Source organism: Nocardia cyriacigeorgica NBRC 100375, assembly GCF_000308555.1.
GTDB lineage: Bacteria > Actinomycetota > Actinomycetes > Mycobacteriales > Mycobacteriaceae > Nocardia > Nocardia cyriacigeorgica.
Genome location: NZ_BAFY01000101.1, coordinates 1 through 12,496, shown reverse-complemented (window position 1 = coordinate 12,496; position 12,496 = coordinate 1). Strand labels below are relative to the sequence as shown.

The 12,496-nt window shown below is 68.6% G+C and carries 14 protein-coding genes; 5 read left to right on the top strand and 9 right to left on the bottom strand.

Features of this window, described 5'->3' with window-relative positions:
* Window positions 1-176 precede the first annotated feature (176 nt).
* Complete coding sequence (locus tag RJ05_RS09645) at window positions 177-854, top strand: NAD(P)-dependent oxidoreductase (protein ID WP_036535802.1); 678 nt, start codon at window positions 177-179, stop codon at window positions 852-854.
* Between the two features lie 78 nt (window positions 855-932).
* Here the strand turns inward: RJ05_RS09645 and rpsA are convergent, their stop codons facing one another.
* Complete coding sequence (rpsA, locus tag RJ05_RS09640) at window positions 933-2,399, bottom strand: 30S ribosomal protein S1 (RefSeq protein WP_014350347.1); 1,467 nt, start codon at window positions 2,397-2,399, stop codon at window positions 933-935.
* 167 nt (window positions 2,400-2,566) lie between these two features.
* On the opposite strand from rpsA, the gene RJ05_RS09635 reads away from it, so the two are divergent.
* Window positions 2,567-3,424: a class I SAM-dependent methyltransferase gene (locus RJ05_RS09635; protein ID WP_036535800.1), complete on the top strand. Its 858-nt coding sequence runs from the start codon at window positions 2,567-2,569 to the stop codon at window positions 3,422-3,424.
* A gap of 42 nt (window positions 3,425-3,466) precedes the next feature.
* Here RJ05_RS09635 and RJ05_RS09630 read toward each other — a convergent pair whose 3' ends face one another.
* The 3 genes from RJ05_RS09630 to RJ05_RS09620 form a co-directional block, all read right to left on the bottom strand.
* Entirely contained in the window at window positions 3,467-3,649 is a 183-nt protein-coding gene (locus RJ05_RS09630; RefSeq protein ID WP_036535797.1) for a type II toxin-antitoxin system antitoxin, read from the bottom strand.
* A 5-nt stretch (window positions 3,650-3,654) separates the two neighbouring features.
* Window positions 3,655-4,539, bottom strand: a complete 885-nt coding sequence (locus tag RJ05_RS09625) for an SPFH domain-containing protein (protein ID WP_036535795.1) — start codon at window positions 4,537-4,539, stop codon at window positions 3,655-3,657.
* Window positions 4,540-4,624: 85 nt separating this feature from the next.
* A complete protein-coding gene (locus RJ05_RS09620) occupies window positions 4,625-6,010 on the bottom strand; it encodes an FAD-binding oxidoreductase (protein WP_036535792.1) in 1,386 nt (461 codons plus the stop codon).
* A 71-nt stretch (window positions 6,011-6,081) separates the two neighbouring features.
* On the opposite strand from RJ05_RS09620, the gene RJ05_RS09615 reads away from it, so the two are divergent.
* On the top strand, window positions 6,082-6,987 hold the full coding sequence (locus RJ05_RS09615; RefSeq protein ID WP_036535789.1) for a LysR family transcriptional regulator: 906 nt from the start codon (window positions 6,082-6,084) through the stop codon (window positions 6,985-6,987).
* An 18-nt stretch (window positions 6,988-7,005) separates the two neighbouring features.
* On the opposite strand, the gene RJ05_RS09610 is transcribed toward RJ05_RS09615, so the two are convergent.
* The 4 genes from RJ05_RS09610 to RJ05_RS09595 all read right to left on the bottom strand — a co-directional run bounded on the left by RJ05_RS09610 (window position 7,006) and on the right by RJ05_RS09595 (window position 10,875).
* Complete coding sequence (locus RJ05_RS09610) at window positions 7,006-7,758, bottom strand: amino acid ABC transporter ATP-binding protein (protein ID WP_036535806.1); 753 nt, start codon at window positions 7,756-7,758, stop codon at window positions 7,006-7,008.
* 41 nt (window positions 7,759-7,799) lie between these two features.
* Window positions 7,800-8,711, bottom strand: a complete 912-nt coding sequence (locus RJ05_RS09605; protein WP_036535788.1) for an amino acid ABC transporter permease — start codon at window positions 8,709-8,711, stop codon at window positions 7,800-7,802.
* A gap of 1 nt (window position 8,712) precedes the next feature.
* Entirely contained in the window at window positions 8,713-9,627 is a 915-nt protein-coding gene (locus tag RJ05_RS09600) for an ABC transporter substrate-binding protein (protein ID WP_234012291.1), read from the bottom strand.
* A gap of 156 nt (window positions 9,628-9,783) precedes the next feature.
* On the bottom strand, window positions 9,784-10,875 hold the full coding sequence (locus RJ05_RS09595; RefSeq protein ID WP_036535784.1) for an isocitrate/isopropylmalate dehydrogenase family protein: 1,092 nt from the start codon (window positions 10,873-10,875) through the stop codon (window positions 9,784-9,786).
* Window positions 10,876-10,943: 68 nt separating this feature from the next.
* On the opposite strand from RJ05_RS09595, the gene RJ05_RS09590 reads away from it, so the two are divergent.
* Window positions 10,944-11,474 (top strand): 2'-5' RNA ligase family protein, encoded by a 531-nt coding sequence (locus tag RJ05_RS09590; protein ID WP_036535782.1) that lies wholly within the window; start codon window positions 10,944-10,946, stop codon window positions 11,472-11,474.
* 48 nt (window positions 11,475-11,522) lie between these two features.
* Window positions 11,523-11,894, top strand: a complete 372-nt coding sequence (trxA, locus tag RJ05_RS09585) for a thioredoxin (protein ID WP_036535780.1) — start codon at window positions 11,523-11,525, stop codon at window positions 11,892-11,894.
* A 69-nt stretch (window positions 11,895-11,963) separates the two neighbouring features.
* Here the strand turns inward: trxA and RJ05_RS09580 are convergent, their stop codons facing one another.
* On the bottom strand, window positions 11,964-12,392 hold the full coding sequence (locus RJ05_RS09580; RefSeq protein WP_036535804.1) for an alpha-isopropylmalate synthase regulatory domain-containing protein: 429 nt from the start codon (window positions 12,390-12,392) through the stop codon (window positions 11,964-11,966).
* Between the last annotated feature and the right edge of the window lie 104 nt (window positions 12,393-12,496).

Sequence of the window (12,496 nt, the reverse complement as noted above, 5' to 3'; positions counted from 1 at the left end):
AGCAGTCGCAGCGCGACCGTCTTGATCTCCTGCGCTGTCTGGGCGCGCAGCCGCTCGCGCCGACTCGTCATTGCCTCCACCACGGTTGACACTCTACAGCGTGCGAGTACTATCTGCCGTGCAGTCACTGAACGGCGTGTAGTAATTGCACAGCATGTATAACCCTAGGAGTCGGGATGGATATCGGAGTGTTCGGCGCGACCGGAGTCATCGGTTCGCGAGTGGTCGAGGAGGCGCGGCGGCGCGGGCATGCAGTGCGGGCGTTCGCCGGCGACGCTGCCCGGGTTCCGGCGGCGCGGGAGGGCATCACCTGGCAGGTGGCGAATTGGCGCGATGCCGAGAGCGTCGCGACGGCGATCGCCGGCGTGGATGTGGTGGTCAGCGCGGTGAATGCGGGGCACGGAATCGAGGGCACCATTGCCAAGGCCGACGATTTCGTGGCCGGTGCGCGGGCAATGGTGCAGGCATTGACCCGTCATCCGGCGATTCGGGTGATCGCGGTGGGCGGCGGCGGAAGTCTGGAGGTCGCGCCCGGTCTGCAACTGGTGGATCAGCCGGGGTTCGCCGAGGGGCTACCGGAGAATCTCGGGGTGCCGGTGGAGTATCACCGGGTGATCGTGGCACTGCGGGAGGCGTTGAACGTGTATCGGCTCTCGGACCGGCAGTGGACGTATCTGAGCCCGTCGTCGGGGCGGATCGACCCCGGCACGCGCACCGGGCGCTACCGGGTCGGCGGTGATCAGCTCCTGGACGCCGAGGCCGATATCAGCGCCGAGGATCTGGCGGTCGCGCTGGTGGATGAGGCCGAGGCCGCACGGTTCGTGCAGCGCCGGTTCACGGTCGCGGCGGCGTAGCGGCCGCATACCGTCACCGAACAGCCCGAAGGCCCCGGTCCGTTGCGGACCGGGGCCTTCGGTGTTGCTCTACCCGTATCAGGCGTTGCCGGAGAGCTTCTCCCGCAGAGCCGCGAGCTGGGCGTCGCTGGCGAGCGAGCCGCCGGCGGACTCGGGCTGGCTGGAGGTGGACTGCGAACCGCTCTCGGAGGAGTAGTTCGACGAGCCGCCACCGTTCGCGGCCTCGGCCGCGGCGTCGGCCGCCATCTTCTCCATCTGCGCGGTGTGCATCTTGTGGCGACGCTCCGCCTCGGCGTAGCGGCCTTCCCACTCCTCGCGCTGCTTGTCGAAGCCCTCGAGCCATTCGTTGGTCTCGGGATCGAAGCCCTCGGGGAAGATGTAGTTGCCCTGCTCGTCGTAGCTGTCGGCCATGCCGTACTTCGACGGGTCGAACTCGGCGTGGTAGTCCTCGTTCGCCTGCTTCAGCGACAGCGAGATCCGGCGACGCTCCAGGTCGATGTCGATGACCTTGACCATCGCGTCGTCGCCGACGGCAACGACCTGATCCGGGACCTCGACGTGGCGCTCGGCCAGCTCGGAGATGTGCACCAGGCCCTCGATGCCCTCTTCGACGCGCACGAACGCACCGAACGGAACCAGCTTGGTGACCTTGCCCGGCACGATCTGGCCGATCGCGTGGGTGCGGGCGAACTGACGCCACGGGTCTTCCTGGGTGGCCTTCAGCGACAGCGAGACGCGCTCGCGGTCCAGGTCGACGTCGAGCACCTCGACGGTGACCTCGGTGCCGACCTCGACGACCTCGGACGGGTGGTCGATGTGCTTCCAGGACAGCTCGGACACGTGCACCAGGCCGTCGACGCCGCCCAGGTCCACGAAGGCACCGAAGTTGACGATCGAGGAGACCACACCCTTGCGGACCTGGCCCTTCTGCAGCTGGTGCAGGAACTCGCTGCGGACCTCGGACTGGGTCTGCTCCAGCCAGGCGCGACGCGACAGAACCACGTTGTTGCGGTTCTTGTCGAGCTCGATGATCTTGGCCTCGATCTCCTTGCCGACGTACGGCTGCAGATCGCGGACCCGACGCATCTCGACCAGCGAGGCGGGCAGGAAGCCACGCAGCCCGATGTCGAGGATCAGGCCACCCTTGACGACCTCGATGACGGTGCCCTTGACGGCCTCGTCCTTCTCCTTGAGCTCCTCGATCGTGCCCCACGCGCGCTCGTACTGCGCCCGCTTCTTCGACAGGATCAGGCGGCCTTCCTTGTCCTCCTTGGTGAGAACCAGGGCCTCGACCTCATCGCCCACGGAAACGACCTCGTTGGGGTCGACATCGTGTTTGATGGAGAGCTCACGGGAGGGGATGACGCCTTCGGTCTTGTAACCGATGTCGAGCAGGACCTCGTCACGATCGACCTTGACGATGGTTCCCTCGACGATGTCGCCATCGTTGAAGTACTTGATCGTGGCGTCGATGGCGGCGAGGAAATCCTCGGCGGAGCCGATGTCGTTGACGGCTACCTGCGGCGAGGTGACGGTGGTGGGCATATGTGGATTTGCTCCGGACGGATTGTGGTCGGTTGCGGACATTGGATCTTTCGGTACTGTGCGACACACCGAAATTGGGCGCGGTGTGATCACTCGCGCGTTCAGCGTACGCGACCTGCATCGGGCCGGGCAAACCGGTCCCGTCGCCACGCCGATACTCTTACGGCGTGTCGGACGATCGCCATGCGCAAGCAAACGAACTGCTCGGAACCGTCGGTCCGGCACGTGCCCGAATCGATTCCACGGACAGTGAACGTGCCAGCAGGCGTTGGTGGGATGCCGACGCCGGCCAATACCACGATACCCATGCCGATTTCCTCGGTGTCGACTCCCCCGGCGGTGAATTCGTCTGGTGCCCCGAGGGACTGCACGAGGGCGATTGGCATCTGCTCGGTGATATTGCCGGACAGCGCATCCTGGAGATCGGTTGCGGTTCGGCGCCGTGTTCGCGCTGGCTGGCGAGCAACGGCGCGTTCCCGGTCGGCCTGGACCTGTCGGCGGGCATGCTCGCGCACGGGCTGGCCGCGATGGCACGCGGCGGGCCGCGGGTGCCACTGGTGCAGGCCGGTGCCGAGGCGCTGCCCTTCGCCGGCGAATCTTTCGACGCCGCCTGCTCGGCGTTCGGCGCGATCCCCTTCGTCGCCGATTCGGCCCTGGTCATGCGGGAGGTCGAGCGGGTGCTGCGCCCCGGTGGGCGCTGGGTGTTCTCGGTGAACCACCCGATGCGCTGGATCTTCCCCGACGATCCCGGTCCGGCGGGTCTGGTCGCCACCACCCCGTACTTCGACCGCACCCCTTATATAGAGGTCGACGCCGACGGCGAGCCGGTCTATGTCGAACACCACCGCACCGTCGGCGATCGGGTCCGCGAGATCGTCGCGGCCGGCTTGATCGTCGAGGACATCATCGAACCGGACTGGCCGGAATGGCTGGACCGGGAATGGGGCCAGTGGAGCCCGCTGCGCGGCGCGCTGTTCCCCGGCACCGCGATCTTCGTGACCCGCAAACCCGGCAGCGGGCACTGAACGACCGGACCGCACGCCCATGGTGAGCGTGCGGTCCGGTGCTCATTCGCCGTCGTCGGCCGCCGACCTGCCCGGCCGGGGTTTGCGCCCGGCATTGTCCAAGGCCAACCGCAGTGCGTATTCGATCTGCGCGTTGACGCTGCGCAGGTCGTCGGCGGCCCAGCGGGCCACCGCCTCGTACACCGCCGGGTCGAGCCGGAGCAGGATCTTCTTCCGTTCGGCCATGCCGGTCAGGAGTAGAGCGATCCGGCGTTGACCACGGGCTGGGTCGGTCGATCACCGCACAGGACCACCAGCAGGTTCGACACCATGCTCGCCTTGCGTTCCTCGTCGAGTTCCACCATGCCCTGGGCGGCCAGCCGCTCGAGCGCGAGCCCGACCATGCCGACCGCGCCCTCCACGATCCGGGTGCGGGCCGCGACCACCTGCGCCGCCTGCTGGCGCACCAGCATGGCCTGGGCGATCTCGGGGGCGTAGGCGAGGTGGGTGATGCGGGCCTCGAGCACTTCGATCCCGGCCAGTTCGGTGCGTTCGCGCAGTTCGACGGTGAGTTCCTCGGCGATCTCGGTGCCGTCGCGCAGGCTGGTGCGCGCGTCGTCGTGGGCGTCGTAGGGGTGGGTGGTGGCCAGATGCCGGACCGCGGCCTCGGACTGGGTCTCCACGTACTCCTCGTAATCGTCGACGGCGAAGGCGGCCTTGTAGCTGTCGACCACCCGGTAGACGACCACCGCGGCGATCTCGACCGGGTTGCCGTCGGCGTCGTTGACCTTCAGCTTCTGGGTCTCGAAGTTACGCACCCGCAGTGAGATGCTGCGCCGGTCGGTCAGCGGCAGCACCGAGAAGAAGCCGGGTTCGCTGACCGAGCCGATGTAGCGGCCGAAGAACTGCACCACCTTCGCCTCGTTCGGGTTCACCACGATCAGCCCGGTGATGGCGAGCAGCAGCCCGGCCAGCACCACCGCTCCGGCGATGCCTGCCCCGATCGCGGCGGCGTTGCCGTCCTTGGTGCCGACGACGAAGGCGAGCGCGGTGGCACCACCGACCGCGATCGTCAGCACCAGCCACGTCAGTAACACCACGAACCCATTGGCGTGGACAGCGGCACGAAGCTTCATGACATCCTCCCGGTATCAAAGTGATATCACGACAATAGCACAGCGCCGCTGTCACACGCCTGGTTCGACCGACTGGGGCGGCTGATCAGCGCGCCGGACGGATATTGCGGTTGAAGCGGAACATGTTGTGTGGGTCGTAGGTCGCCTTCAACTCGGCCAGCCGCCGGTAGGTGGCGGCCCGGTAGCCGGCCTTGGTCTGCGCTTCGTCGGCCACCTCGCCCGCGCCGTAGAGGAAATTGAGGCTGTGGCCGATCGTCCACGGCGCCAGGGCGGCACGTACCGGCGCGCCGGGCTCGACCGGACCTGCCGACGGATCCGGCAGGGTGATGACCCGCACCACGTAACGGGCCTCGCGATGATCGAGCGCCAGGTCGTCGCGGCGCGCGCTCAACGCGCCGCCCAGGTGCCTGATGTCGATGACGGCGCCGAGCCCGGAATCGGGTCCGGCCACCGCCAGCAGCGCGGTGAGCGCTTCGGGCGTGAGGTCGTCGAGCAGGGCGTTGGTGGCGGCGTAGGGATGCGGGTCGGCCGGATCGGTGTGGATGGTGTGCGATTCGGTGTAGGCCATGACGCGCAGATCGTCCTTCAGGGGTGTGCCGATCGCGCGCAGCGGTTCGACCAGACGGTCGCCGTGCTCGATATCGGTGCCGGCGATCCGGATGGAGGCGACGAACCGGCCGCGCAGCGGTGGCGGCACCGGCGCGATATCCGGGAAGGCGAGCATGGCGACGGTCGAGGTGACGGTGTCGGGCACGGTCGCGGTCCATCCCCGCCAGGCCTCGAGCGCGCGCGGCACCTGAGCGGTGTCGAACATGAGTTGGCCGCCGTAGACCGTGGTCACCGGCACCAGGCCCAGTTCCAGCGCCGTCACGACGCCGAAATTGCCGCCGCTGCCGAGCACCGCGCCGAAGAGTTCGTCACCGGGGCGCAGGGTCCGCACGCGCGCGTCGGCGGTGACCAGTTCGATCCCGCGGACGTGGTCGGCGGCGTATCCGTAGGTGCGGCCGAGCAACCCGAGTCCGCCGCCGAGGACGTAACCGACCACGCCCACCGACGGCGACGACCCGTTCAGCGGAGCCAGCCCGTGCGGGGCGGCCGCCTCGATCAAGGCATCCGCCTGCACGCCGGCCCCGATCCGTGCGGTCGCGGCGTCGGCGTCGATATCGATGCCGGTCATGCGGCGGGTGCTGATGAGCACGCCGCCGTCGGCCGCGACCGACAGGCCGTGCCCGGTGGCCTGCACCGCCACCGGCAGTGCGTGCCTGGCGGCGAACTCGACGGCGGCACGCACGTCCTCGGTATGCCTGGCGGCGACGACGATCGCGGGACGGTGCTGGTAGGCGGTCTGGAATCCGGCGACCTCCGCGGGGTAATCCGGGTCGCCGGGCCGCAGCACCGGTGCGGAGAAGGACAGCAGTTCCGCCTCGGCGGCGGGGGTGAGAGCGGTGTGTTCGGCTGCGATGTTTCCCATGACTTCGACCCTGCCGCGCAGCGGGCGATAAGGGAAACAGCTAGTTTCTCTTGCTGCCATAATCGTTGGTTATGGAATTGCGGCAGCTGCGCTACTTCGTCACCGTGGTCGAAGAAGGCGGGTTCACGCGCGCGGCGCAGCGGCTGCACCTGACGCAGCCGGGGCTCAGCGCACAGATCCGGCAGCTGGAACGCGAGCTGGGGCAGCCACTGCTCGAGCGCGGCACGCGCGGGGTCACGCCAACGGAGGTCGGTGCCGCGGTGCTCGCCGACGCCCGCGCCGCGCTGGCCGCCGCCGAACGGATCGCGCACACCGTCGACGAGTTCACCGGGCTACTGCGCGGCCAAGTGCGGATCGGGCTCATCTCCGGCGCCGCCACCGAGGAATTCGATGTCCCCGCCGCGCTCGCCGCCTTCCACGACGATCATCCGCAGGTCGGCATCGTCCTCACCGAGGCCACCTCGGAGCACATGCTGGCCGCGGTGGGCCGCGGCGAACTCGATATCGCGGTGGTCGGGTTGACCGGCGCACCACTCGATCCCGGCATCGCCGTCGACGTCATCCTCGATACCCCCGTGGTCGCCGCCGTCGCCGCGAACGAGGCGGCCGCAGGCGAGACCATGCCGCTGCGTGCATTGCGCGAACGACCGCTGATCTGCCTGCCACCCGGCACCGGCATCCACGGCGTGCTCCAGCACGCCTGCGCCGCAGCGGGTTTCACCCCGAACATCGCCTTCGAGGCCGCAGCGCCACCGCTGCTGCTGCGACTGGCCGCGCACGGCCTCGGTGTCGCGGTGGTCCCGGAACTCACCGACGCGGAGGCGGCGGCGTTCGGGGTTCGGACGCTGCCGATCGTGGAGCCGGAACTGCGCGGGCAACTGGCCATCGCGTGGCGCACCGACCGCCCCGGCACGCCGGCGGCGAAGGTGCTGCTCGGCCAGCTGCGCATCGCGTTGGGCAGACCCTCGAGCAGGTAGCCCGCCCGAGCCCCTCGGTCAGAGCAGGCGCGACAGAAATGCTTGGGTGCGTTCGTGTTTCGGCTGCGCCAGCACTTCACGCGGTGGTCCGGCTTCGACCACCACTCCCCCGTCCATGAACACCAGCTGGTCGGCCACCTCGCGGGCGAAACCCATCTCGTGGGTGACCACCACCATGGTCATGCCGTCGTCGGCGAGCTCGCGCATCACGGTGAGCACCTCGCCGACCAGTTCCGGGTCCAGCGCCGAGGTCGGCTCGTCGAACAACATCAGCTTCGGATCCATCGCCAGTGCCCGCGCGATCGCCACCCGCTGCTGCTGCCCACCCGACAGCTGCGCCGGGTAGGCATTGGCCTTGTCGGCCAGCCCCACCCGATCCAGCAATTCCTTGGCCCGGCGGACCGCCTCGGACTTGCGGATCTTCTTGACCTGCGTGGGCGCCTCGATGACGTTGGCGAGCGCGGTGCGGTGCGGGAACAGGTTGAAATGCTGGAAGACCATGCCGATATCGCGGCGCTGCCTGGCCGCTTCCCGCGGATGCAGCTCGTAGAGCTTGTCGCCCTTCTCGCGGTAGCCGACCAGCTCGCCGTCGACATAGAGCCGCCCGGCATTGACCTGCTCGAGATGGTTGATGCAGCGCAGGAACGTCGACTTGCCCGAACCGGACGGCCCGACCAGGCACAGCACCTGCCCGCGCTGCACTTCCAGCGAGATCCCCTTGAGCACCTGCAACGCGCCGAAGGATTTGCACACCCGGTCGGCGACGATCATCGGCTTGGTCGCGGCCGCGGAATCGTCTTTCGCCTGCTCGCTCATTTCGCCTTCACCACATTCTGCGCATCGGCCAGTTCCTGCAACTGTTTGGCGGTCAGCTGCCGCGACACCCCGCGCGAGAAGTAGCGCTCGAGGTAGTACTGGCCGACCATCAGCACGCTGGTGATGGCCAGATACCAGGTCGCGATGACCAGCAGCAGCGGGATCGGCAGGAAGTTGACGCCGTAGATATCGCGGGCGCGGCCGAACAGGTCGGTGCTGAGCGGGATCGCGGTGACCAGCGAGGTGGTCTTGAGCATGCCGATCAGTTCGTTGCCGGTGGGCGGGATGATCACCCGCATCGCCTGCGGCAGCACCGTCCGGCGCATGGTCTGCGACCACGTCATCCCGAGCGCGACCGAGGCCTCGCGCTGTCCCTCACCGACCGAATTGATGCCCGCGCGTACGATTTCGGCCATATAGGCGGCCTCGTTGAGACCGAGCCCGATCACCGCGAAGGTGAACGCGGCCTGCAAGCCCTGCACATCCAGTTCCACCAGCTGCGGCCCGAACGGCACACCCAGGGTGATCTGCTTGTACAACGAGGGCACCAGCCCCCAGAACACCAACTGCACGAACACCGGTGTGCCGCGGAAGATCCACAGATACACCCACGCGGTCGCGCGCAGCACCGGGTTGGGCGACAGGCGCATCACCGCGAGCAGCGCGCCGAGCACGACCGCGATCGCCATCGACAGCACCGTCAGCTCCAGCGTGACCACCGCGCCCTCGGCGATGCGGCTGTCACGCAGGTACCGCCAGTAGACGTCCCACCGATAGGCCGGGTTGGTCGCGGCGCCGTAGATGAACAGCCCGACCAGCACCAGGATGGCGGTCGCGGCGAGCCACCGCCCCGGCCTGCGTAGCGGGACGGCCTTGATCGGCTCCGGCTCGGTCTGTGATTCGCTCATGTCATCCCTTCGGCGCGCCGTTGATGACGGACCTGGTGATCGCGCCCTCCTGCACACCCCAGTTCTCGGTGATCCGGCGGTATTTGCCGTTGTCGATCAGATGTTGCAGTGCCTGCTGCAGCACCGGGGCCAGCGGCGATCCCTTCGCCACCGCCCAGCCGTAGGGCGCGGCGTCGACGACCGGGCCCGCCGGTTCGATCTTGCCCTCGGTGAGCTTGATGGCGTACGCGGTGACCGGCGAATCGGCCGACATCGCATCCACCTGTCCGAGCACCAGCGCATTGGTCGCGGCGCTCTGCTCATCGAAGCTCTGGATGATGATCGGGTCCTTGCCCGCCGCCTCGCAGGCCTTGCTCTTGGCCGGCAGCTCTTCCAGATGCTCGAAGGTGGTGGCCTGCACCGCCACCCGCTTACCGCAGGCATTGTTCGGGTCGACCGGCCGGTCGGCGCGCTGGGCCCACTGCACGCCCGCACTGAAATAGGTGACGAAATCGACCTGCTTCTCCCGCTCCAGGGAGTCGGTGATCGAGGACATGCCCACGTGATAGGTGCCCGCCTGCACGGCGGGAATGATCTTCTCGAACGCCGACTCGATGTATTCGGCGCGCAACCCGAGCACCGCGGTCACCGCGTCCATCAGATCGACATCGAAGCCGGCGATATTGCCGTCGCTGTCGCGGTACTCGTTGGGCTGGTACGGCACGTTCACCCCCACCTTCAGCACCCCCGACTGCCGGATGTCCGGCGGCACCAGCGCCGCGAGTTCGGGCACCTCGCTCACCGGCACCTTCTCCACGTCGGGCAGATCCTCGGTGTTGTGCGTGCAGCCGGCGACCGCGAGCACGAGTGCGCCGAGCACGGCGACCACCAGCACCGCCCAGCGTCCATGCCTGCCGGATTCGGTTCGATCAGTCACCGCAGCCTCCACCTTCCCGCTCCGGAGTACCCGGCCCCACCTTCCCGCAGTCCAGGCAACCGAGCACCCGCGTACCGGACAGTAGCGGAGAACCCGGCCCCTGCGGACCAGTACACACCGAGCCGTGATGCGCGCTGGCCCGCCCGCGAAGGGCGCTCATCGCCGATGCACCCGCGCGCTCACCTGCTCGGTGAACTCGCTCGTCGAGGCCAGTCCACCGAGGTCGGCGGTCGCGATGCCGGCTTCCAGCGTCGTCGCGACGGCGCGCTCGATGCGCTCTGCGGCCTGGGTGAGCACCGGGTCGGCGCGCCGAATCCCCAGCCAGTGCAACAACATCGCCGACGACAATTGCAACGCCGCCGGATTGGCCCTGTTGCGGCCGGCCAACGCGGGCGCCGCGCCGTGCACCGCTTGGGCCATGGCGCGGTCGGCCGAACAGTTCAGCGACGCCGCCAGCCCGAGCGATCCGCTCAGCTCGGCGGCCAGATCCGAGAGGATGTCGCCGAAGAGGTTCTCGGTGACCAGGACGTCGAAATCGGCTGGCGCGCGGACCAGGTGGGCGGCGGTGGCGTCGACGTGCTCGTCGTCGACGCGCACGCCCGGATACTGGTGCGCCACCTCGTAGCAGACGTCACGGAACAGGCCCATCGTCATCGGCAGCACGTTGGCCTTGTGCACGATCGTCACCCGTTTGCGCCGGGTGCTCGCCAGCCGCATGGCCTCGTGCGCGATGAGTTCGCAGGCGCGGCGGGTGACCACGCCGATCGACATGGCGACGTCCTCGGTGGGCCGGAACTCACCCGTTCCGGCGAACATATTGCGGTCGGCGTAGAAGCCCTCGCTGTTCTCCCGCACGATCACCAGGTCGATATCGGGGGCGGCCGCGCGAACACCGGGAAAGGCCCGGGCGGGGCGGATATTGGCGTACAGGCCGAAATGTTTGCGAATCGCCCCGCCCGGAGCCACCCGGTGTTCGGGCGGGTAGGAGGCGTTGTCGTGCGGGCCGAGGATCCAGCCGTCCAGCTCGGCAAGCGCGTCGAGGGTGTGCTGCGGCAACGCGCTGCCGTAGTCGGCGATGGCGCGATGGCCGATCGGTAGCCGCACCCAGTCCACGGCGACCGCGCCGGAGGCCGCCAGCGCCTCGTCGACCACGGCGCGCGCCGCGCTCACCACCTCGGGACCGATTCCGTCGCCATCGATCAGCCCCAACCGCAGCGGTTCGCCACCCGTTCGCTTCGACTCGTGCACCCCGACATCCTGCCGTCGCGGTCGAACCGGCCCGCGCGCGGGTCCTGGGCGGCTAGTTTCTGCAGATCATGGTGCAGTCGGTGGAACTGGTGCTCGACGACGCGGCCGAGGAGTACATCCGGCAGCAGTGGGCGGCGCTGGCCGAGTCGGGCCTACCGGGCGTCATCCGCAAACCGGCGGTGGGCGACCCGCCCAAACGCCCGCACATCACCCTCGCGGTCGCCAAGCAGATCTGGCCGCGCATCGACCACGATCTGGAGAAATTGCCGTTCGACCCGTTCCCGGTGCGGCTGGGCGGCGTGCTGGTGTTCGGGGCGCGCCGGCCCATTCTGGTGCGGCTGGTGGTGCCCTCGGAACAGTTGCTGGCCTGGCAGCGCCGGGTGCACGCGCTGGTGGCGCCGTGCCCGGGAGTTCCCGGCAATATGGCTCCTGATCAGTGGACTCCACATGTCACACTGGCCAGACGCGTGCCACCACCGCAGCTCGGCGCGGCGGTCCTCGCTGTCGCGTCGGATCGTGATTTCACCGCGACCGCGGTGGGTATCCGGAGGTGGGACGGCGACGAACGGCGGGCCTGGCCGGTCGCCGGTGGAAGATAACCCCGGCGCCCGGCGTTGGACCCGGCAAACCCATACGAGAGGACGCCCATGGCAACGCAGACGCTGACCGAGCAGAACTTCGATGAGATCGTCACCGGAAACGACGTAGTGCTCGTCGATTTCTGGGCCGAATGGTGCGGACCGTGCAAGAGCTTCGCCCCGACCTTCGAGAAGTCCTCGGAGCAGCACCCCGATGTGGTGCACGGCAAGGTCGACACCGAGGCCCAGCAGGGACTCGCGGCGGCCGCCAACATTCGGTCGATCCCGACCATCATGGCCTTCCGCGAAGGCGTACTGGTGTTCGCCCAGCCCGGCGCACTTCCCCCGGCCGCACTCGAGGACCTGGTCACTCAGGTGAAGGCCCTCGACATGGACGAGGTGCGCAAGCAGCTGGCCGAGCAGCAGTCCTCCGGGGAGTAATACCGCCGACCGTGACGACGCGGGTCCTGCCCTCCCCGATCCGGGAAGGGGCAGGACCCGTTTGTCGTGTCAGGCGCCGAGGCGGTTGAGCCCGGCGATCATGGCGCGCACCGTGGACTCCGCACCATCGCCGGCGAGGGCGGCACCCCAGCCGCGGCGGCCGTTGAACTCGCACTGGACGAAGGTGGCGGTGGCCGAGCCGGTGCGGCGTTGATGGAATTGCAGGATCTCGACCGGGTAGCCCTCGTCGTAGAGGGCCGAGGTCATGGCCGCGACGGGGTTGCCGGTGGCCACCACGGTACGCAGGTGACCGGCGAATTCCAGGGTCGCGGTGAAGGTAGCGTTCCGGTTTCCGGCCGGCGACCAGTCGCCGAGGCGGATCGGCCCGGCGCTTTCGCCGTAGCGGTCGCGGAACTGGTCGGGGGTCAGGCCGGCGCTTTCGGAGCGCAGGCTCCGTGGGGCGGCGGCGATCAGGTCATGGCTGTCGAGGGTGAGCATGGTCACGTAGGTCTTCCCGAGAATGCTTGGAGGCGGCAGAGGGGACCAGCAACAAACGTCAAACGGCCCGCAGCGAGGGGGCCGGTCCGAATCAGACCCCGCTG